Raw genomic sequence first — 20,041 nt, 5'->3', positions numbered from 1 at the left:
TCAGCTTAAGCGTCGTCCCCGGCAGTGGGTTTGGCACCTGCCTTGGTGATACCAGCCGCATCCATGATCTTAGCTTCGATTTCCTGGGCCAGCTCCGGGCGGGTCTTCAGGAATTCGCGGACGTTATCCTTGCCCTGACCGATCTTTTCGCCGTTGTAGGCGTACCAGGCACCGGCCTTATCAACGATCTTGTGTTCAACACCCAGCTCGATGATTTCGCCTTCACGCGAGATCCCCTCGCCGTACAGGATATCAAAGATGGCTTCGCGGAACGGGGGCGACACCTTGTTCTTGACGACCTTGACGCGGGTTTCCGAACCGACGACTTCGTCGCCACGCTTGATGGCACCGATGCGGCGGATATCCAGACGCACCGAGGCGTAGAACTTGAGCGCGTTACCGCCGGTGGTGGTTTCCGGGTTGCCGAACATCACGCCGATCTTCATACGGATCTGGTTAATGAAGATCACCAGCGTGTTGGTCTTCTTGATGCTGCCGGTCAGCTTACGCAGTGCCTGGCTCATCAGGCGGGCGTGCAGACCCATCATGGAGTCACCCATTTCACCTTCGATTTCCGCACGCGGCGTCAGTGCGGCGACCGAGTCGATGACGATGATATCCACGCCGCCTGAGCGAACGAGCATGTCGGCAATTTCCAGACCCTGTTCGCCGGTGTCCGGCTGAGAGATGATCAGATCAGGCACATTCACCCCCAGCTTGCCGGCGTAAACCGGATCCAGAGCGTGTTCGGCATCGATAAAGGCGGCGGTACCGCCCGCGCGTTGGGCAGCGGCGATGACCTGTAGCGTCAGCGTGGTTTTACCCGAGGATTCCGGGCCGTAGATTTCCACAACGCGGCCACGCGGCAGACCACCGATACCGAGTGCCATATCCAGACCCAGCGAGCCGGTGGAAACGGCCTGGATGCCCTGATCGATCTGGGCGTCGCCCATCTTCATGATGGCGCCCTTACCGAACTGCTTTTCAATCTGGGCGAGTGCGGCACCCAGTGCCTTGACCTTGTTGTCGTCCATGCTGACTTCCTTATGAGAGATTGGAATGATTATTGCACACCATGAGAGTCTCACCAGGTGAGCCTGTGTGTCGCTCGGTGAAAAATATTTAAAAGCAGCAGGTTGGGCAGTCAGGCCGGGAGAACGGTACAATCCGCGCCCATGTCTGCACCCGCCATACCCACCTTCAGCGGCCTCAACGAGCGCCAGCGTGAAGCCATTCTCTACCTGGACGGCCCCTTGCTGGTGCTGGCCGGCGCCGGCTCGGGTAAAACGCGGGTGATTACCGAGAAGATCGTGCATCTGATCGAGACCTGCGACATCAAGCCCCATCAGGTGGCGGCCATTACCTTTACCAACAAAGCAGCCATGGAGATGTCGGAGCGCATCGCCAAGCGCATGGCGAGTGTGTCAAAAGGCGCGCCGAAAGGGCTGACCATCGCCACCTTTCATTCGCTTGGCTTGCGCATGGTGCGTGAAGAAGCCAAAACGCTGGGTTACAAGCCGGGGTTTTCCATCTTTGACTCGGCAGACTGCCTGGGCATCATCAATGAGCTGAGCGGTACGACGGACAAGGCGAAGCTACGCTGGTTGCAGACCACCATTTCCCTCTGGAAAAATGCCCTGCTCAGCCCGAAAGAAGCCGCGGCCGCGGCCAAAGACGAAGAGGAGGCCATCGCCGCCCGCGTCTATCTGGAATACGCCAATGCCTTGCACGCCTACCAGGCGGTGGACTTTGATGATCTGATCCGGCTGCCGGTGACCCTGCTGCAGGACAACGCCGAGATTCGGCAGAAGTGGCAGGATAAATTCCGCCACATTCTGGTGGATGAATATCAGGATACCAATACGGCCCAGTACCGCCTGCTGCAACAGCTGACGGGGGTGCGCGCGTCGTTCACGGCCGTGGGTGACGACGATCAGGCCATTTACGGCTGGCGCGGGGCTGACGTCGAGAATCTGCGCCGACTGACCGAAGATTTTCCGCAGCTCAAAGTCATTAAGCTGGAGCAGAACTATCGCTCTACCGGCAAGATTCTGGAAGCCGCCAATACGCTGATTCAGAACAACCCCAAACTGTTTGCCAAGGCGCTCTGGTCGGAACACGGACCGGGCGCCCATATTAATGTCATCGCCTGCGCCGAAGGCGAGGCCGAAGCCGAAACGGTCGTCATGAAGCTGCAGGGTCACCGTTTCGAGCATCGGGCCAAGTTTTCGGACTACGCCATCCTGTATCGCAGTAACCACCAGGCCCGGGTGTTCGAGCAGGCCCTGCGCCAGCAGCGCATCCCTTATCTGCTATCGGGCGGCCAGTCCTTCTTTGACAAAGCCGAAATCAAGGATCTGCTGGCCTATCTGCGCCTGCTGGTCAACGACGACGATGATCCGGCCTTTATTCGTGCCGCCACAACGCCGCGCCGGGGTATTGGCAGCCAGACCCTGGCAACACTGGGGCGTTATGCGGCCGAACGCCAGATCTCCCTGTTTGCAGCGCTGTTTGAAGAAGGTTTTGCCGCACAGGTGAATAGCCGTGTGCTGCAGCCGTTACGCGAATTCGGTGAGTTTATTAACCGCTTCCAGTGGCGTGCGCAGCGGGAATCGGCGGCCGATGTCTTCCCCGATATTCTGACCGCGATTGATTACGAAAACTGGCTGTACGACCAGGAAGAGGCACGCACGGCTGAAACCCGCTGGGGGAATGTACAGGAGTTTCACGCCTGGATTACCAAGAAGAGTGACGACGACGGCAAGACGCTGGCCGAAATCGTGCAGACCATGGCGTTGATGTCGCTGCTCGAACGCCGTGATCAGGGTGAAGACTACGATGCCGTGCAGCTATCAACGCTGCATGCCGCCAAGGGGCTGGAGTTTGGTCACGTATTCCTGGTGGGTGTAGAAGAAGGCATCTTGCCGCACCGTGAATCGCAAGAGGCTGAGAAGCTGGAAGAAGAGCGCCGTCTTATGTACGTGGGTATTACCCGTGCCCAGCGCAGCCTGCATATCACCTGGTGCGAAAAACGACGTCAGGGTAAGGATCTGGTGCCATGCGAACCCTCCCGTTTTATTCAGGAGATGGGTTGCGAGACGGCCACGTCTGCTAGCAAGACGGTCGTTGAAAAATCGACCTCAACGGCCAAGCTGGATTTTCTCAAGGCCATGTTGCAGAAAACCCCACCGGGCGACTCGGGCGCGATTTAACGGACCCGCAAAAACAAAGGGACGCCGGAGCGTCCCTCGTTCGATCAGCCGACTGAGGTTACTTGGAACCGTCCACCATAAACTGTACAGCGGCCTTCACTTCGTCATCCGACAGGCTGGCTGCGCCGCCACGGGCTGGCATGCCCTTGAAGCCATTGATCGCGTGGGCATTCAGCGTCGCCATGCCCTGGCCGATACGACCAGCCCAGGCACCCTTATCACCCATCTTCGGTGCACCCATCACGCCAGCGCCGTGACAGCCGGCACATACGGTGTTGTAAACGGTTTTGCCGTCCTTCACACCACCCGCGCCGCCGCCAGCCTGGAGTTCGATTTTGGCTACCGGCGCAATGCGCGATTCGACATCGTCAGCACCGCTCACGGCGTCGGACTTGCCTTTACCGCTCATCGAGAATGGTACAACCACTGCCATCAGAACCACCGCCAAGGCGATGGAGAGATACATGATTTTGCTGCTGGAATTCTTGTCGGCCATGATGGATCCTGTGCGCGAAAGGTAAATGGGCGAATTATTTGCTAATTATAGCGGGAACTCAACGGCTTGGGGATGCTTTGGACAGTCGGGCCAAAAACGGCTAGACTTCGCCCGCACGCGCTCGTAGCTCAGTTGGATAGAGTATTGCCCTCCGAAGGCAAGGGTCGCACGTTCGAATCGTGTCGAGCGCGCCAGAATTCTGGCCTGCCTGTAGTCTGCAAAGAAGGTAGGCCTCACCCACACAGGGGCGGCGGCTTGGATCGTACCGAACGCTTTTACCGCATTGATCAGCTGCTCAATGAGCAGCGCTGTCTTTCCTTTGAAGCCATTCAGGAAGCGCTCGGTGTTTCCCGTGCCACCCTGCGCCGGGATCTGCAATATCTGCGGGATCGGCTCAATGCGCCGATTATCTACGATCGTCTGGGCGGTGGTTACCGGTTCGCCCAGGATGGGGCTTCGATCTCGACGGCATCAGCGGCCAGTGGTCCCAAATACGAATTGCCCGGTCTCTGGTTCAACGCCAGCGAAATTTATGCCCTGCTGATGATGCAGCAGCTACTCAACACCGTGCAGCCGGGGTTGCTCGGGCCGCATATTGCGCCTTTACAGTCACGTCTGTCGGCTTTGCTCGGTAGCCAGCAGAACCGGCCAGAAGATATTGAAGACCGTATCCGTATTGTGCATACGGGCCAGCGGGCGCCGGAACCCGCCAACTTTGCCTTGATTGCCTCGGCCCTGCTCAAGCGCCAACGACTGCAACTACAGCATTGGCATCGCGGCCGGGATGAGACCACGAGCCGTGAGATTTCGCCACAACGCCTAGTGTTCTATCGGGGTAACTGGTATCTCGATGCCTGGTGTCATCTGCGCAAGGATTTGCGCAGTTTTGCGGTGGAGACGCTCAGCGAAGTGGCGCTGCTTGATAAGCGCGCCAAGGAAGTGGCGGCTTCGGTGCTGGATAGCCGCGTGCAGAACGGTTACGGGATTTTTGGCGGGGCGCGGACACAATGGGCGCAACTGCGTTTTACGCCGGCGCGGGCGCGCTGGGTGGCGGCCGAACAGTGGCACCCGGATCAGCGCGGCAGTGTGTTGCCTGATGGGTGCTATCAACTCGATGTGCCTTACAGTATTGAAACAGAACTGGTGATGGATATTCTGCGCCATATGCCGGAGGTGGAAGTGATCGGGCCACCGGCCCTGCGTGCTAAAGTGCGAGACAAGCTGAAGTCTGCGCTGGCGGCACATAAAGACTGATCGTGTTAAGCAGCGCTTACGGGTTGTTACGCCGGACGTTGTGGCGCTACCTGTGGGTTGTCTATGTGGCAGCGTTGTCTTTTGGGGGTGCCGTGCAGGCGCAGGAAATTGAAGCACGCCTGTATTCGAATGCGCCGGTTAACTATAACTTTCTGGGCGTGGGTTTTACACAGGTCACCACCAATAAGTTTCAGCTTAATACGGAGTTGCTGGCTTATAACCGCACCTTTGATTTCTTCGGGCAGTCTGGCAAGGTGAATGTGATCGTGCCCTATGCGCAGTTGCACGGACACACGAGCACCGGCAGTCAAGTGATTAGCGGATCGTCGGTGGGCCTGACCGATCCGATCATCCGATTGGCGACTAACCTCTATGGCGCACCCGCGTTGTCAGTGGATGAGTTCAAAAATTATCAGCAGGATTTGATTGTGGGTGCCAATCTGTCTGCGGCGTTGCCCTGGGGCGAGTACAACAGCAACCAGCTGTTTAATGTCGGCGCGAACCGCAGCTTCATTCAACCGGGATTGGGCGTGTCACAGGCCAAGGGGCCGTGGCGTTTCGAGCTTTCCGGGGATGCAACGTTCTTTTCCAATAACAACAATTTTTACGGCGGGAATGTGTTGTCGCAGAGCCCGATCTATTCCGGCACGGGGCATGTGATCTTTTACTTTCCATCCACTGCCTGGTTATCCACCGACATAACGTACTACTCGGGTGGGCAGAGTTTTGTGAATGGTATCCAGAAAAATAACACGCAGGAGAACTGGCTGTTCGGCGCTACCTTCTCAATGCCAGTGAATAGCAATAACGCGATCAAGTTTCATGTGGCTGAAGGGAGTTTCTTTAACCAGGGGCAGTACTACACGATGTACGGGGTGGTCTGGCAGCTTCGCTGGGCTGATAGCCGTTAGTGGGTGCTATACAACTGGCGGAACTGGATTGCTTCGCCAATATGCGCGGCGCTAATCTGTTCGGAACCTGCCAGATCGGCAATAGTGCGGGCAACTCGTAGGAGCCGGTGATAAGCCCTGGCAGACAGGCCCAGCCGATTGACGGCCTGGCTGAGTAGGTTTTGTCCGGCAACATCCAGAATGGCCTGTTGTTCTAGGGCTTTGCCTTCCAGACGGGCATTGACCGACCCTTGCCTTCGGAGGGCAATACGCCAAGCCGTCATGACGCGTTCACGCACCACCGCGGAGGCTTCGCCGGGGCCGCTTTGCGCTAGATCAGCCGACGACAGGGTCGGCACCTCGATGCAGAGATCGATGCGATCCAGCAAGGGGCCGGATAAACGATTGCGATAACGCTGGATCTGCTCCGGCGTGCAACGGCAGGCCCGCGTGGGGTGGCCCTGATAACCACAGGGGCACGGGTTCATGGCGGCGACCAGCTGAAAGGCCGCCGGATAGCTGGCGCGACGATTGGCGCGGGCGATGTGGACCTCGCCGGTTTCCAGCGGTTCGCGCAGGGACTCAAGCACCCGTCGATCAAATTCCGGGAGCTCATCTAGAAACAGCACCCCACCGGTGGCGAGTGATATCTCACCTGGCATGGCCTGACTGCCGCCGCCAATCACGGCGGCCGGGGAGGCGCTGTGATGGGGTGCGCGAAAGGGTCGTTCGCCAAAATGTGCGGGCTCGAAAATACCCGCTAATGATTGAATGCCGGCGGAAATGCGGGCGCTGTCGTCGTCCAGTGGCGGCAGAATGCCCGGTAGCCGGGTGGCCAGCATCGATTTGCCTGTGCCGGGTGGGCCGAGCATCAGTAGCGCATGGCCACCCGTCGCCGCAATTTCTAGCGCACGCCGCGCTTGAGCCTGCCCTTTCACATCAGCCAGATCTGGGTAGGTGCTCAAGTGATGCAGATCGGGTTTGCGGGCGCGGGGTAGCGCATCATCGCCCATGAGATGAGCGCAGACCTCGCGCAGGGTCTGTGCCGTGCGAACCGAGGCACCCTCAGCCAGAGCGGCTTCACTGCCTGAGGCCTCGGGCAGAATCAGCGTGCGGCCGGCCTGCTGGCTGGCCAGGGCTAAAGCCAGTGCACCACGCACCGGACGCAGGCTACCGGTGAGCGAAAGTTCGCCGGCAAATTCGTAGTCATCGAGGTTTTGTGCCGGGAGCTGGCCCGAGGCGGCCAGCAGACCCAGCGCAATGGGCAGATCAAAACGGCCCGAGTCTTTGGGTAAGTCGGCAGGGGCCAGGTTCACCGTGATACGGCGGGCGGGAAATTCGAAGCCGGAGCTTAAGAGGGCGGCACGGACACGATCCCGTGCCTCGCGCACCTCGGCATCGGCCAGCCCCACCAGACTAAACGCCGGGAGCCCGTTGGCCACATGCACTTCGACCACCACGGCCGGTGCCTGTAGCCCATCCAGCGCTCGGGTATGAATGAGCGCCAGCGTCATGGGTTATTGGGGTTTCTGGTCCTGGGCTTCCAGCTGATCCAGCCGGGCGCTCAGTTGCTCGACCAGTTGGCGGGTACGGGCTAGGACATTGGCCTGGGTATCAAATTCTTCCCGCGTGACCAGATCCAGCTTGCTGAAGAAGCCGCTCATCATGGTGCGCACGTTCTTTTCTACTTCTGCTGCGGGGCTGTTGGCGATCAGATTGGAAATGCGCTGGGTGAAGTCTTCAAACATTTTAGGATCAAGCATCTTGCATAGCGCCGTAAAAATGAGATGGATCAGTCTAGCATGGGCCAGCGCTGATGGTATTTACCAAACAGGCCATTTGGCGCACCATTGTTGTGCATTAAGACTGGCTTAAGAAAGCCTGCTTCAAAACGGTGCGTCCAGATTTGTGCATCGCGTTAAATAGGTGTGTGCTGTTCTAGAGCCTGAAAGCCTAAGAAAGTTTCGCTAAATAGGTGTGCGTCAACAAAACAGACTGCTTGTAATCAATGGGTTGCACAGTTTTATTCGTCGCTGGCAGAGAGTTGGCACGGTCTATGCATTAGATGTTGCGTAGCAATTATTTTCTTTTCGCATAAGGAACCAAGACCATGACCTTTAAGAAGACGCTCCTCGCCGCATCGCTGGCCGCCATGTCGATGGCTGCTGTGGCACAGACGAACGATGCAAGTAAAGATGAAGTGGAAGCCGGCCCGAGTACGGACTGGGCTATAACTGCCAACGTGTCACTGGTAAGCGAATACCGTTTCCGGGGTATCGCTCAGACCTTCGGTCAGCCGGCCATCCAAGGTGGTTTTGATATCACCATGCCTTATGGCTTCTACGTCGGAAACTGGAACTCGAATGTTCAGTCGGGTGCTGGTTATCCGAGCGGCTACCTCGAAACTGACCTATACGGTGGTTGGAAATATGCCTTCAACGAAGACTTTGGGCTGGATACCGGGGTACTCTTTTATCTATACCCGGGCAGCAAGGGTTCCAGTGCTACCAGCCCGTGGGTTGCAGGCGATGGTGTTGGTTACGGTGGCGTGAACCAAGGCATGGTCAACAACTTCGAGTACTACATTGGTGGCAACTGGAAGACCTTGAGCCTAAAAGAATACATTGCATTCTCTGACTACTTCAGTCAGTTATCGCCGACTGGTGGCAGTACTTCGGGCACGAGCTATACAGATCTGACAGGTACACAGGATCTGGGCTTCATTGATCCCTCGCTGACAACCTGGGGTGTCGTTGGTCACTTGGGGTTCCTGGCAGTGCGCAACTACAGCGCTGCCAACTATGTGGACTGGAAGCTTGGTGTCACGAAAGACCTAGGCAACGGTTGGATGGCTTCTGCCTCTTACATTCAGACGAATGCGAATGGCAATTGTGGAAATGCAGCCACTTCAACGCAGCCGTACTGCTTGTCGAAAACCTGGGATAGCAGCAACAACATGACGGGGACGCCACGGAACCTCGGCAACGCCACCGGTGTTGTTCAGATCACCAAGACGTTCTAATCAAGCTCGAAACGGGGTTCATCCACACGGTGAACCCCATCAGAAACAAATTACACAAGGAAACAGTTCATGAAACTCGTTACCGCAATCATCAAGCCGTTCAAGCTGGACGAAGTGCGTGAAGCACTCGCCGCTGTCGGTGTACAGGGCGTGACCGTGACGGAAGTCAAAGGCTTTGGTCGTCAGAAGGGCCATACCGAGCTCTATCGTGGCGCTGAATACGTGGTCGATTTTCTGCCGAAGGTGAAGCTGGAAGCCGCTGTCGCGGACAGCATTCTGGAGCAGGTTGTTGAAGCCATCGAGAAGTCGGCGGCTACCGGCAAGATCGGCGACGGCAAGATTTTCGTATTCCCGCTGGAACAAGTGATCCGTATCCGCACCGGCGAATCCGGTGAGACGGCACTGTAAACGGTTACCAAGGAGTCTTTCATGAAAAAGTATCTCGCAATGCTTTTGCCGCTGCTAGTCAGTGGTCTGGCACTGGCTGAACCGGAAGCTGCGGCACCGGTGATGAACAAGGCCGATAACGCCTGGATCATGGTCTGCTCGGCGTTTGTGATTCTGATGTCGATCCCGGGTCTGGCCCTGTTCTACGGCGGTCTGGTTCGCAAGAAGAACGTACTGTCGCTGCTGATTCAGGTCTTTGTGGTGTTTGCCCTGATCTCGCTGCTGTGGGTGATCTACGGCTATAGCGTGGCATTTACGGAAGGTCATTCGCTGTATAACGCCTTCTTCGGCTCGCTGGACAAGCTGCTGCTGAAGGGCATTAACGGTGAAACACTGACCGGGACTTTCTCGAAGGGTGTGGCCATTCCCGAGCTGACCTTTGTGGTCTTCCAGGGCGCGTTTGCCGCCATTACCTGCGCGCTGATTGTCGGTGCCTGGGCGGAGCGTATCAAGTTCTCGGCGGTGCTGATCGGTCTGGTGGCCTGGTTTACGCTGGCCTATCTGCCGGTGGCCCACATGGTGTGGTTCTGGGCGGGTCCGGATGCCTATACCTCGGCGGAAGCGGCAGAAGCCGCCGGTGCAACGGCAGGCTACCTGTTCCAGAAGGGCGCACTTGATTTCGCCGGCGGTACCGTGGTGCACATCAACGCCGCTGTGGCGGGTCTGGTAGTTGCCTACATCGCCGGTAAGCGTATCGGTTACGGTCGTGAAGCCATGTCGCCGCACAACCTGACTTTCACCATGATCGGCGCCTCGTTGCTGTGGTTCGGCTGGTTCGGTTTCAACGCCGGTTCGGCACTGGAAGCCAGTGGTGCTGCATCGCTGGCATTTGTGAATACCTGGGTGGCTACAGCAGCTGCAACACTGTCCTGGATGGCCGCCGAGTGGCTGATCAAGGGTAAGCCTTCGATGCTGGGTGCTGCGTCTGGTGCCGTATCGGGCCTAGTTGCGATCACCCCTGCCGCAGGCTTTGTCGGTGTCGGCGGTGCCATCATCATCGGTCTGGTCGGTGGCGTGGTCTGTCTGTGGGGCGCGTCGGGCCTGAAGAAGATGCTGAAGGTCGATGATTCGCTCGACGTCTTTGGCATCCATGGCGTGGGTGGTATCACTGGCGCACTGTTGACGGGTGTGTTTGCTGACCCGGCGCTGGGTGGCACGGGCATCTACGACTACGTCACGAATGCGGTTGCCGAAGGTTACTCGATCGCCGATCAGGTGGTGATCCAGGCCACGGCTGTCGGTACGACGATTCTCTGGTCTGGCGTGGTGGCCTTCGTCGTCTTCAAGCTGCTCGATGTTGTTATGGGTCTGCGTGTTCCGGAAGACGAGGAACGGGAAGGCCTGGATGTCACCTCCCACGGTGAAAACGCATATCACGATTAATGGTCGGTCGTTATATGCAAAGGTAATACCCCCTCGGTTTCTCCTCTCCGTGTGGATTTGGCGGGTTCTTCGGAACCCGCCTTTTTTGTGCGTCCAGCATGGACGCAATCTTGGAGGTGCAAGTCCTCCCACGAGCTGACCACAGCGAGTGAAGGGAAGCGCAACTGCGTGAGGGCGACCGAGCGTGGGAAGGAAGCGTGGAACGAAACTGCGAGCCGATGGACAAGAATCGGATATGAGGCGGTGCCGATCAGGGCGAGCGGGCAAATGGCCGCGAAGCTCTTGTGGTCAAAGGTCAGGCATCGTAAATCCGACGGTTGTGCAGGGAAAGATGGCGTTCTTACCTGGAGAGATCTCGCCTAATGCCTGAAAGGGCGACGGCATCGCCGGAGCGAGAAGTCAGCAGAGGCCATAGTAGCGGGGCGACCTGCGAAGGGCCGAACGAGAAGGAAAGTCAATCGACCATGTCGCTTGGAAGTGCAATGCATCAGAAGCCTGGCCAGCCAGGGCGAGACGCAGACAGGCAAGGTGAAGCCAAGCCAGAAGCGAAGCGCGATGAAGCACGTCCGGCGCGAACTGGAGACGAAGGCTTGGGGCGAGACCTGCTCAAGCAGGCACTCGCGGCAGACAACCTCAAGCTGGCCTGGAAACTGGTCAGAGCCAACCGAGGCAGCGCAGGCGTGGATGGGCTGACCATTGCCCAGACGGCGCAACACCTCAAAGCCCACTGGCCCCAAATCCGGGAGCAACTGCAAACGGGCGACTACCGGCCACAGCCAGTGCGCTCAGTGCAGATTGCCAAATCCGGTGGCGGCACGCGGGAACTGGGGATACCGACCGTCACGGATCGTCTGATCCAGCAAGCCCTGTTGCAAGTATTGCAACCCATCATCGACCCAACATTCTCTGAGCACAGCTACGGCTTCCGACCGGGCCGAAGTGCGCATGACGCCGTGCGACAGGCACAGCGGCACGTGCAAGCAGGCCACCGGGTGGTCGTGGATGTGGACTTGGAGAAATTCTTTGATCGGGTCAACCACGACATCTTGATGGACAGACTGGCCAAGCGCATCGGTGACAAAGCCGTGCTGCGACTGGTCCGTCGATACCTGCAAGCGGGGGTGATGGGAACAGGCGTAGCGGTGCCCCGACACGAGGGGACCCCGCAAGGAGGCCCACTATCGCCGTTGTTGGCCAACGTGTTACTAGACGAAGTGGACCGGGAGCTGGAGCGACGCGGTCACCGATTCGTGCGCTACGCGGACGACTGCAACGTATACGTGCGCAGTCAGAAAGCGGGTGAACGGGTGCTGGTGGCGTTACGCCAACTCTATGACCGGCTGCATCTGAAGGTCAACGAAGGCAAAACGGCGGTGGCTTCTGTGATCGGACGCAAGTTCCTGGGCTACTGCCTGTGGCAAACCCGACGCGGAGAGATCAAGCATGCGGTGGCACACAAGGCGCTCGACGCCTTCAAGGCCAGGGTGCGGGAGATCACGCGCCGCACGGGGGGCCTGAGCATGGAACAAGTCGTGCAGGGACTGAAGGCGTACATACCGGGATGGAAGGGGTACTTCCAGATCGCACAGACGCCCAAAGTGTTCCGGGAACTGGACGCGTGGGTCAGACACAGACTGCGCGCGCTGCAATTGAAGCAATGGACGCGAGGCACAACAATCTACCGCGAACTGGTCGCCATGGGTGCGAGAGCAGACCTGGCTGCCCGTATAGCGGGAAACGGCAGAAGATGGTGGCATACCAGCCGCTACGATCTGCACATTGTGATGCCGAGCAATTACTTTGACAGGTTAGGGGTTCCTCGTCTGTCATGACCTCAACTACTCGAACCGCCCGGTGCGGACCCGCATGCCGGGTGGTGTGGGAGGGGATGGGTCAGGATGTCTGACCACCCCTATCCCGTTTATTCAGGCACGCGGTGGGCGCGAGTGACCGAAATATCGAATCGTGGTGGCAACTTTGATTTCACCGAGAAAAAACGCCAGTGAGCCCATCAGGCAGAGCATGGCCAGAATAAAGAAGGTGGTGATGACATCACCAAAGACCGACTGGCTGGGAAAGAGCTGACTGGTAAAGATGACCAGAATGACCGCGCATACGAAGAAGGCAGCCATCGTGGCCAGGGTGATGGCGGTATTGATCAACGTGTTCCGCTTGGCCAGCTTCTGGAGCTCGTGTTCGTACCAGCTAGGGTCATGGCCTTCGGAGACCCAGTGATCGAGCTGCCGACCCCGGTCAATCACGCGTGAAAGGCGCGTGGTCAGCACAGACAGCACCGCACCAACGCCGGTGAGCAGAAACACCGGCGCAACGGCCATTTGTACCACGTGGGCAATATCAGTAACGGGCTGACCGGTGATCATGAGAGCTCCTGCGGCAGGATGCGCCCCCGGTCAGCACAATCGTCCGGGCGGCGGATTAACGGAAGACGATGGTTTTGTTGCCGTGAATGAGTACGCGGCCTTCCAGATGGTTGCGCAGACCACGAGCCAATACGGTTTTTTCAATGTCTTTGCCGTAACGCACCATGTCTTCCACCGAGTCGGAGTGATCGATACGGATCACATCCTGCTCGATGATCGGACCTTGATCCAGATCTGCCGTGACGTAATGGCAGGTGGCGCCAATCAGTTTGACACCGCGTTCCCAGGCCTGGTGATACGGCTTGGCACCCACGAATGAAGGCAGGAATGAGTGGTGGATGTTGATAATGCGGCCTGAGAACTGTGCACAAAGCTCGGGCGACAGAATCTGCATATAACGGGCGAGCACCATCACATCGGCCTGTGCTTCGGTACACAGCTGGCCGATGCGGGCATAAGCCTCGGGCTTGTTCTCGGATGTGACGGGCACGTAATGGAAGGGAATACCGTGCCACTCGACAAAGCCGCGCAACGTCTCATGATTAGAGATGATGCAGGGGATGTCGATATCCAGCTCTTTCGATTGCCAGCGTGCCAGCAGATCGTAAAGACAGTGCTCCTGTTTAGACACCAGAATCACCACGCGTTTGCGCTTGGCAGAATCCGAGATCTTCCAGGTCATATTGAATTCGTCGGCGACTGGTTTGAATGCTGCGCGGAGACCTTCCAGATCGAACGGCAGTGAGTCGGCTTTGATTTCCAGACGCATGAAGTAGGCGGCAACGCCTTCTTCGTTGGGCGGCTCGGAGTGCAGCGTGGTTTCAAGAATCCAGCCGCCGTGTTGGGCAAAGAAGCCGGAAACGGCTGCCACAATCCCTACCCGATCCGGGCAGGAGGCGGTGAGGGTATAGAAACGTTCGCGATGCATAGCTGCCTAGGGTGTCTTAGATGCGGGCCGAGGCGCTGCGGATGGCGTCGTTCAGTTCGGTGTAGTTCATCGTTACCGGGAATTGCGGGAATTCACGGATCACGTTCTCTGGTGGATGGAACAGGATGCCGGCGTGGGCTTCTCCCAGCATAGCCGTGTCGTTGTAAGAGTCACCGGCGGCCATCACCTTGAAGTTGAGACCCTTGAAGGCCTTAACAGCGGCACGTTTTTGATCCGGCATGCGCAGGTGGTAGTTGACCAGCATGCCTTCGGCATCGGCTTCCAGCTTGTGGCAGAACAGTGCCGGCATATTCAGCTGATTCATCAGCGGCATGGCAAATTCGTAGAAGGTGTCCGACAGAATGATCACCTGGAAATCCTGACGCAGCTGGTCGAGGAAATCCTTAGCGCCCGGCATCGGGCCCATTTCGGCGATCACCTTCTGGATGTCAGGCAGGCCGAGCTTGTGCTCGCGCAGGATGTCCAGGCGGTACTTCATCAGTTTGTCGTAGTCCGGCTCATCGCGCGTGGTGCGGCGCAGTGCTTCAATGCCCGTGCGGTTGGCGAATTCGATCCAGATTTCCGGAACAAGAACACCTTCAAGGTCAAGACAGACGATTTGCACGGCGGGACTCCTGATTAGCACGATAAATAAAAGCTAAATTTTACCCGATGCCGCGCGCCTGACCTACAATGCGTGCCAATGATTCGTTTTTTTGCTGCTTCGTTACGGGTTTTGCCGCACCGGGTGCTCAATTTTGCACTGGGGGCGGGTGTGCTGGTATCCGTTGCCGGGGTCCAGGCAGCCACGCCAGCGCCGATATTTGATCCTGCCGTTCTGGAAGTGCGCGATCAGGAATCCAGGGCGCTCAAGGATGAGGGCAAGGCCATTCGTGCCGAAGCGGATCGCCAGCTCGAGATCGACACCTGGAACTGCTACAGCAAGATTCTGGTGAACTATTGCATTGATCAAGCCAAAGACCGTCGCTACGAGCAGCGCGAAAAGGCGAGAGCGCTGGAAGCGCAGGCTGCTGTGATTGATCGCGAAGTGCGTGAGCGCCGTCTGGTGAATCAGCTGGCCGATCCGCCGGCCGAACTGCGTCAGCCGAATCCGCCGTCGGGCTCGATTAAGAAAGCCATCGACGAAGGTAAAACCATCAAACAGGTGGCGCAAGAGCGCAAGATCCGCGACGCCGAGCAATCAGCGACCCCGCTCAAGAGTGATGCGGAGATTCAGGCCGCATCGGCAGAGCGAGATCGCAAGGCCGCCGAGAAGCGGGCGAAGCGCGAAGCCGCTGAACAGCAGCGCGCCGCAGAGAAGGCCGCGTATGAAGCGCAGCAGGCGATTAAGAATCAGAAGCCCTAATTCGCGAGCCTGAGCTTAGGGCGCGGGGCAAACTCGTCTCTCATGGGACGTGCCGTCCAAAATCAAGACAAAATTACCCCTTGCCCTTCGCCGAAGCGCAGGGCTTAGTTCACGCCCTGGCTGAGCAGATAGTCTTCGTAGTTGCCCTGGAAGTCGATCACGCTGTGATCCGGCTTGATCTCGATGATGCGCGTGGCCAGTGATGACACGAACTCTCGGTCATGCGAGATAAAGATCAGCGTGCCTTTGAACAGATCCAGCGCGGTGTTCAGCGATTCGATCGATTCCATGTCCAGGTGGTTCGACGGCTCATCCATCAGCATGACATTCGAATGCAACAGCATCATGCGGCCGAACATCATTCGGCCCTGCTCACCCCCGGAAATTACCTTAACCGGTTTCTTCACATCGTCGCCCGAGAACAGCAGGCGGCCGAGTGTGCCACGGATCAGTGTTTCGACATCCGAGCCTTCGTAACCACCGGCACGGACATAGCCCGAAATCCAGTCGGTCAGATTGGTGTCTGAGGCAAAGTCAGCGGCGTGATCCTGGGCGAAGTAGCCGAGCTTGGCTTTTTCCGCCCACTTGATGGTGCCGGCGGTGGGTGTGAGTTCGCCCTGCAGCAGTTTAAGCAGGGTGGTTTTACCGACACCGTTTTCACCAATGATGGCGATCTTTTCGCCGGCATTAATGTTGAGTGACAGGTTCTTGAGTAGCGGTTCGCAGTCGGGGTAGGCGAAGCTGAGGCTATCAATTTCGACCGCCTGGCGATGTAGCTTGTCTTTGTCGTCAAACTCGAAGCGGATCCACGGATACTGGCGCGATGACGGCTTGACGTCTTCGGGCTTCAGTTTGTCGATCAGCTTCAGACGGCTGGTAGCCTGCTTGGCTTTCGAGGCGTTGGCCGAGAAGCGACGCACGAAGGTTTGCAGTTCGGCGATGCGTTCCTTGGCCTTGGCGTTAGCATTGGCCTGGCGCTCGCGGGCTTGCGTTGAGGCTTCCATGAAGTCGTCGTAGTTGCCAGCGTAGGTGGTGATCTTGCCGTAGTCCAGATCGGCCATGTGCGTACATACCTGGTTCAGGAAGTGACGATCATGGGAGATGATGATCATGGTGGCGTTGCGCTCGTTGAGCACGTCTTCCAGCCAGCGGATCGTGTTGATGTCCAGGTTGTTGGTCGGTTCGTCAAGCAACAGGATGTCCGGGTTAGCGAACAACGCCTGGGCGAGAAGGACGCGCAGCTTCCAGCCGGGGGCAACTTCGCGCATCGGGCCGTTATGTTTGTCGATCGGGATGCCAACACCCAGCAGCAGCTCACCGGCGCGGGCTTCGGCGGTATAGCCGTCGTATTCGGCGAACTTTACTTCCAGTTCGGCGGCCTTCATGTAGTCGTCTTCGGTGGCTTCCGGGTTGGCGTAGATGGCATCGCGTTCCTGCATGCAGGCCCACATTTCTTCGTGGCCCTGTAGCACAACGTCGAGTACACGCTGGTCTTCGTAAGCAAACTGATCCTGGCGCAGATACGCCATGCGCTCGTTGACATCTTTGCTGACGTTGCCGGCAGAGGGTTCCAGTACGCCGCACAGAATCTTCATGAAGGTGGATTTACCGGCACCGTTGGCTCCGATAAGGCCGTAGCGATAGCCTTCGCCGAATTTGACTGAGACGTTTTCAAAAAGGGGCTTGGCCCCGAATTGCATGGTGATGTTATTTGCGACGAGCATGGGAAATCCAGAAAATCGTGACGACCCGTTGACGGGTCGTGCTAAGACGATGTTTTTAAAGCCGACATTCTACCAGTCGGTTCGTTGCAGTGCCGCACTGGGCTGGTGCGCATGGGGTAAACTTGCAATTATGGTTCCTCATCTGACTACCGCTCTGGCGGGCCCGCTTCTGGCGCTGGAACAGCGCTTTCTGGATCAGACAACTGCCATTGAGCGGTGGTTTCGTTGTGCCTGGCAGGATCACACGCCACCGTTTTATGCCTCGGTCGATCTGCGTAACGCCGGTTATAAGCTCGCACCCGTAGATACCAACCTGTTTCCGGGCGGCTTTAATAACTTGAATCCGGCGTTTTATCCGCTGTGCATCCAGGCCATTCAGACCGCCATTGAAAAGTACTGTCCGGATGCGCGCAATATGCTGCTGATTCCGGAAAACCATACACGCAACCAGTTCTACCTCAGGAATGTGGCCACGCTGGCCGGCGTGCTGCGCCAGGCAGGGCTGACGGTGCGCCTGGGGTCCGTGTCGCCCGAGATTACGGCGCCGACAACGTTGACCCTCGACGATGGCCAGACGCTGCACCTGGAGCCGTTGCAACTGAATAATGGCCGCTGGGGGGTCGCTGGTTTTGACCCGTGCATGGTGCTGCTCAATAACGATCTGTCCGCCGGTGTGCCCGAGATTTTGCAGGCCCCTACCGGGCAAACCCTGATTCCGCCGGTACATGCCGGTTGGCATGTGCGCCGCAAAAGTCAGCACTTTGCGGCTTATGATCGGGTGGCGACCGACTTTGCCGCGCTGGTGGGCATCGATTCCTGGCGTATCAATCCATACTTTGCTACCTGTGACGATATCAATTTCCACGAACGCTTGGGCGAAGACTGTCTAGCGGGGCGCGTGGATGAACTGCTTAACCGGATTCGCGTGAAATATCTCGAGTACAAGATTGATGCTGATCCGTACGTGGTTGTCAAAGCCGATGCCGGTACTTACGGCATGGGTGTGATGACCGTGCGTGATGCCAGCGAAGTCATTGGCCTGAATCGCAAGCAGCGTAACAAGATGAGCGTGATCAAAGAAGGGATGGAAGTCTCGTCCGTGATCATTCAGGAGGGCGTACCGACTCTGGAAACCATCCGCGATGCGGTGGCTGAACCGGTGGTCTATATGATGGATCGCTTTGTGGTCGGCGGCTTTTATCGGGTGCACGAAGCGCGTGGTCCGGAGGAAAATCTCAACGCCCCGGGTATGCATTTTGAGCCGCTGGCCTTTGAGACTGGCTGTAACCTGCCGGACTACGGTGCCAATCCCGACTCGCCGCCCAACCGGTTTTATGCCTATGGCGTCATTGCCCGTCTGGCGCTGATGGCCGCTGCTTACGAGCTGGAAGCCACCGACCCGTTCGGAGCCTAAGGCCGTGATTCGGCGGCGTGGTGCCTCCCATGTCTGGCTGATGCTGCTGGCAGGCTGGTCGGTTCTGTTGTTAACGGGGTGTAGCGCCCCCAAGCCTGTTGCCAGTGAATCGTTTGTCTTTGGTACCCGCGTGGAAATCCAGGTGGCTGATGATGTGCCGGCAGCGCGTATCCGCACGGCGGTGGCCGATGTGCTGGCCGAGTTTGACCGCATGCATCGCACGTATCACGCCTGGCAGCCTTCCGAGCTGACACAATTAAACGATGCGTTGGCCGCGGGCAAGAAAGCCCCGGTGAGCAAGGAAATGGCTGCTTTACTCAGCGAAGCGCAGGGCTTTTCGAAGGCATCTGACGGGCTGTTTGATCCCGGTATTGGTCGGTTGATCGCCCTCTGGGGATTTCATGCCGACAGCTATGTGGCGCAGTTGCCCGACCCGGCAGCTGTTCAGGCCTGGCTGGGCCGGCACCCGTCCATCCGTGATCTGACCATCCAGACCGATCAGAACGGCGGTTGGGTCAGCAGTCGCAACAATCAGGTGGCGCTGGATCTCGGCGGCTCGCTGAAAGGCACGGCCCTGGATCGAGCGGCAGCCATCTTGCAAGCGGCCGGGCTTCGTAATGTGCTGATCAATATTGGTGGCAACGTCATGGCATTAGGGTCGCGTTACGGCAACCCCTGGCGCGTTGCCATTCAGGCCCCCCGCTATGCCGGGCCACTGGCGATTCTAGAGCTGAAGGATGGCGAAGCCACCGGGACATCCGGCGACTATCAGCGCTATTTCGAGGTAGACGGCCAGCGTTACCCGCATCTGCTGGACCCGCGTACCGGATATCCGCCGACAGGAGTGCAATCTGTCACGATTGTGGTGGATGGGCCATCGGCCGGGGTACGCTCGGACGTACTGACCAAGCCGCTGTTTATGGCTGGGTCAGAGGCCTGGCCCGCCATGGTGCAGCGTCTGGGGCTAAAGGCGGTGCTTTATGTGGCAGCCGATAACGAGGTGCGCGTCACGTCCGCACTGGCGGATCGGCTGAAATTTGAGCCACATAATGGCAAACTGCCAAATATCGTGCGCGTTTCCCCATAAAATCAAACCTATGACAGAGAACTCTTTAACAAAACCAGTGGGCATTCTGCTGCTGACCCATGGCCGGCTCGGCGAAGCACTGCTGGAGTGCGCACGCCATGTGATGTGCGGACAACTTCCCGAAGCTCTGGCCATTCTTAGTGCCGGGCAGGATGAGCCCGTCGATGACGTAGAAGCCAGGGCCCGTCAGTTGTTGGCGACTCTGGATCAGGGTGCCGGTGTGCTGGTGCTGACCGATCTGCTCGGCGCCACGCCGGCGCGCGTGGCGACGCGTCTTATTGCGCCGGGCCAAGTGGAGGCCTTGTCCGGCGTCAGTTTGCCCATGCTGTTGCGGGCGATTAATTACCGTAATAAATCTCTGCCCGACGTTGCAAAAAAGGCGTTGCTGGCAGGGACCGAGTGTACGCTGGCCATGACGGCTGACGTGCCCCATTAAC

Annotated in this window: 19 protein-coding genes and 1 tRNA gene; 12 read left to right on the top strand and 8 right to left on the bottom strand. The window is 58.0% G+C overall.

Annotated elements, in window-relative coordinates; all coding sequences use genetic code 11:
- Window positions 1-5: 5 nt before the first annotated feature.
- Window positions 6-1,034, bottom strand: a complete 1,029-nt coding sequence (recA, locus tag AC3GOJ_RS01120; protein ID WP_488235605.1) for a recombinase RecA — start codon at window positions 1,032-1,034, stop codon at window positions 6-8.
- Between the two features lie 141 nt (window positions 1,035-1,175).
- Here recA and AC3GOJ_RS01115 point away from each other — a divergent pair, with 141 nt between their 5' ends.
- Window positions 1,176-3,212, top strand: a complete 2,037-nt coding sequence (locus tag AC3GOJ_RS01115) for a UvrD-helicase domain-containing protein (protein ID WP_488235604.1) — start codon at window positions 1,176-1,178, stop codon at window positions 3,210-3,212.
- A 58-nt stretch (window positions 3,213-3,270) separates the two neighbouring features.
- On the opposite strand, the gene AC3GOJ_RS01110 is transcribed toward AC3GOJ_RS01115, so the two are convergent.
- Window positions 3,271-3,708 (bottom strand): c-type cytochrome, encoded by a 438-nt coding sequence (locus AC3GOJ_RS01110; protein ID WP_488235603.1) that lies wholly within the window; start codon window positions 3,706-3,708, stop codon window positions 3,271-3,273.
- A 117-nt stretch (window positions 3,709-3,825) separates the two neighbouring features.
- Here AC3GOJ_RS01110 and AC3GOJ_RS01105 point away from each other — a divergent pair.
- The 3 genes from AC3GOJ_RS01105 (at window position 3,826) to AC3GOJ_RS01095 (ending at window position 5,873) form a co-directional block, all read left to right on the top strand.
- Window positions 3,826-3,902: transfer RNA gene (locus AC3GOJ_RS01105), tRNA-Arg, on the top strand.
- Window positions 3,903-3,963: 61 nt separating this feature from the next.
- Complete coding sequence (locus AC3GOJ_RS01100) at window positions 3,964-4,962, top strand: helix-turn-helix transcriptional regulator (protein ID WP_488235602.1); 999 nt, start codon at window positions 3,964-3,966, stop codon at window positions 4,960-4,962.
- A 2-nt stretch (window positions 4,963-4,964) separates the two neighbouring features.
- Window positions 4,965-5,873, top strand: coding sequence for a transporter (locus AC3GOJ_RS01095; protein WP_488235601.1), 909 nt, complete (start codon window positions 4,965-4,967; stop codon window positions 5,871-5,873).
- Here AC3GOJ_RS01095 and AC3GOJ_RS01090 read toward each other — a convergent pair.
- Complete coding sequence (locus AC3GOJ_RS01090; RefSeq protein ID WP_488235600.1) at window positions 5,870-7,366, bottom strand: YifB family Mg chelatase-like AAA ATPase; 1,497 nt, start codon at window positions 7,364-7,366, stop codon at window positions 5,870-5,872. The genes AC3GOJ_RS01095 and AC3GOJ_RS01090 overlap by 4 nt on opposite strands.
- A gap of 3 nt (window positions 7,367-7,369) precedes the next feature.
- The gene (locus tag AC3GOJ_RS01085) at window positions 7,370-7,615 is read right to left on the bottom strand and encodes an accessory factor UbiK family protein (protein WP_488235599.1); all 246 of its coding nucleotides are present in this window, start codon (window positions 7,613-7,615) and stop codon (window positions 7,370-7,372) included.
- 347 nt (window positions 7,616-7,962) lie between these two features.
- Here AC3GOJ_RS01085 and AC3GOJ_RS01080 point away from each other — a divergent pair, with 347 nt between their 5' ends.
- The 4 genes from AC3GOJ_RS01080 (at window position 7,963) to ltrA (ending at window position 12,536) form a co-directional block, all read left to right on the top strand.
- Window positions 7,963-8,874 (top strand): TorF family putative porin, encoded by a 912-nt coding sequence (locus AC3GOJ_RS01080; RefSeq protein ID WP_488235598.1) that lies wholly within the window; start codon window positions 7,963-7,965, stop codon window positions 8,872-8,874.
- 69 nt (window positions 8,875-8,943) lie between these two features.
- Window positions 8,944-9,282, top strand: coding sequence for a P-II family nitrogen regulator (gene glnK, locus AC3GOJ_RS01075; RefSeq protein WP_488235597.1), 339 nt, complete (start codon window positions 8,944-8,946; stop codon window positions 9,280-9,282).
- A gap of 21 nt (window positions 9,283-9,303) precedes the next feature.
- Window positions 9,304-10,704 carry an ammonium transporter gene (locus tag AC3GOJ_RS01070; protein WP_488235596.1) on the top strand — a complete coding sequence of 467 codons (1,401 nt, stop codon included), beginning with the start codon at window positions 9,304-9,306 and terminating at the stop codon, window positions 10,702-10,704.
- A 482-nt stretch (window positions 10,705-11,186) separates the two neighbouring features.
- Entirely contained in the window at window positions 11,187-12,536 is a 1,350-nt protein-coding gene (ltrA, locus tag AC3GOJ_RS01065) for a group II intron reverse transcriptase/maturase (protein WP_488235595.1), read from the top strand.
- Window positions 12,537-12,629: 93 nt separating this feature from the next.
- Here the strand turns inward: ltrA and AC3GOJ_RS01060 are convergent, their stop codons facing one another.
- From AC3GOJ_RS01060 to thrH, 3 genes are read right to left on the bottom strand one after another with little or no spacing between them, the layout of a single operon-like run.
- Window positions 12,630-13,085, bottom strand: a complete 456-nt coding sequence (locus AC3GOJ_RS01060) for a DUF2721 domain-containing protein (RefSeq protein ID WP_488235594.1) — start codon at window positions 13,083-13,085, stop codon at window positions 12,630-12,632.
- 55 nt (window positions 13,086-13,140) lie between these two features.
- A complete protein-coding gene (gene purU, locus AC3GOJ_RS01055; RefSeq protein WP_488235593.1) occupies window positions 13,141-14,013 on the bottom strand; it encodes a formyltetrahydrofolate deformylase in 873 nt (290 codons plus the stop codon).
- A gap of 16 nt (window positions 14,014-14,029) precedes the next feature.
- Window positions 14,030-14,638 (bottom strand): bifunctional phosphoserine phosphatase/homoserine phosphotransferase ThrH, encoded by a 609-nt coding sequence (thrH, locus tag AC3GOJ_RS01050; protein ID WP_488235592.1) that lies wholly within the window; start codon window positions 14,636-14,638, stop codon window positions 14,030-14,032.
- Window positions 14,639-14,716: 78 nt separating this feature from the next.
- On the opposite strand from thrH, the gene AC3GOJ_RS01045 reads away from it, so the two are divergent.
- Entirely contained in the window at window positions 14,717-15,379 is a 663-nt protein-coding gene (locus tag AC3GOJ_RS01045) for a hypothetical protein (protein ID WP_488235591.1), read from the top strand.
- A 104-nt stretch (window positions 15,380-15,483) separates the two neighbouring features.
- Here the strand turns inward: AC3GOJ_RS01045 and AC3GOJ_RS01040 are convergent, their stop codons facing one another.
- A complete protein-coding gene (locus AC3GOJ_RS01040) occupies window positions 15,484-17,103 on the bottom strand; it encodes an ABC-F family ATPase (RefSeq protein ID WP_488235590.1) in 1,620 nt (539 codons plus the stop codon).
- A gap of 130 nt (window positions 17,104-17,233) precedes the next feature.
- On the opposite strand from AC3GOJ_RS01040, the gene gshA reads away from it, so the two are divergent.
- From gshA to AC3GOJ_RS01025, 3 genes are read left to right on the top strand one after another with little or no spacing between them, the layout of a single operon-like run.
- The gene (gshA, locus tag AC3GOJ_RS01035) at window positions 17,234-18,517 is read left to right on the top strand and encodes a glutamate--cysteine ligase (protein ID WP_488235706.1); all 1,284 of its coding nucleotides are present in this window, start codon (window positions 17,234-17,236) and stop codon (window positions 18,515-18,517) included.
- Window positions 18,518-18,521: 4 nt separating this feature from the next.
- On the top strand, window positions 18,522-19,604 hold the full coding sequence (locus AC3GOJ_RS01030) for an FAD:protein FMN transferase (protein ID WP_488235589.1): 1,083 nt from the start codon (window positions 18,522-18,524) through the stop codon (window positions 19,602-19,604).
- Window positions 19,605-19,614: 10 nt separating this feature from the next.
- A complete protein-coding gene (locus AC3GOJ_RS01025) occupies window positions 19,615-20,040 on the top strand; it encodes a PTS sugar transporter subunit IIA (protein ID WP_488235588.1) in 426 nt (141 codons plus the stop codon).
- The last annotated feature ends 1 nt before the right edge of the window (window position 20,041 follow it).

This window comes from Fluviibacter sp., from assembly GCF_057744235.1.
Note: the sequence above shows the minus strand (reverse complement) of the source record. Positions and strands in the feature narration are given on the sequence as shown.

Excerpts from the sequence above, each read along its gene's own strand:
- recA (WP_488235605.1), bottom strand. The coding sequence starts at position 1,034 with ATGGACGACAACAAGGTCAAGGCACTGGGTGCCGCACTCGCCCAGATT.
- AC3GOJ_RS01115 (WP_488235604.1), top strand. The coding sequence starts at position 1,176 with ATGTCTGCACCCGCCATACCCACCTTCAGCGGCCTCAACGAGCGCCAG.
- AC3GOJ_RS01110 (WP_488235603.1), bottom strand. The coding sequence starts at position 3,708 with ATGGCCGACAAGAATTCCAGCAGCAAAATCATGTATCTCTCCATCGCC.
- AC3GOJ_RS01090 (WP_488235600.1), bottom strand. The coding sequence starts at position 7,366 with ATGACGCTGGCGCTCATTCATACCCGAGCGCTGGATGGGCTACAGGCA.
- AC3GOJ_RS01085 (WP_488235599.1), bottom strand. The coding sequence starts at position 7,615 with ATGCTTGATCCTAAAATGTTTGAAGACTTCACCCAGCGCATTTCCAAT.
- AC3GOJ_RS01080 (WP_488235598.1), top strand. The coding sequence starts at position 7,963 with ATGACCTTTAAGAAGACGCTCCTCGCCGCATCGCTGGCCGCCATGTCG.
- glnK (WP_488235597.1), top strand. The coding sequence starts at position 8,944 with ATGAAACTCGTTACCGCAATCATCAAGCCGTTCAAGCTGGACGAAGTG.
- AC3GOJ_RS01070 (WP_488235596.1), top strand. The coding sequence starts at position 9,304 with ATGAAAAAGTATCTCGCAATGCTTTTGCCGCTGCTAGTCAGTGGTCTG.
- ltrA (WP_488235595.1), top strand. The coding sequence starts at position 11,187 with ATGCATCAGAAGCCTGGCCAGCCAGGGCGAGACGCAGACAGGCAAGGT.
- AC3GOJ_RS01060 (WP_488235594.1), bottom strand. The coding sequence starts at position 13,085 with ATGATCACCGGTCAGCCCGTTACTGATATTGCCCACGTGGTACAAATG.
- purU (WP_488235593.1), bottom strand. The coding sequence starts at position 14,013 with ATGCATCGCGAACGTTTCTATACCCTCACCGCCTCCTGCCCGGATCGG.
- AC3GOJ_RS01045 (WP_488235591.1), top strand. The coding sequence starts at position 14,717 with ATGATTCGTTTTTTTGCTGCTTCGTTACGGGTTTTGCCGCACCGGGTG.
- AC3GOJ_RS01040 (WP_488235590.1), bottom strand. The coding sequence starts at position 17,103 with ATGCTCGTCGCAAATAACATCACCATGCAATTCGGGGCCAAGCCCCTT.
- gshA (WP_488235706.1), top strand. The coding sequence starts at position 17,234 with ATGGTTCCTCATCTGACTACCGCTCTGGCGGGCCCGCTTCTGGCGCTG.
- AC3GOJ_RS01025 (WP_488235588.1), top strand. The coding sequence starts at position 19,615 with ATGACAGAGAACTCTTTAACAAAACCAGTGGGCATTCTGCTGCTGACC.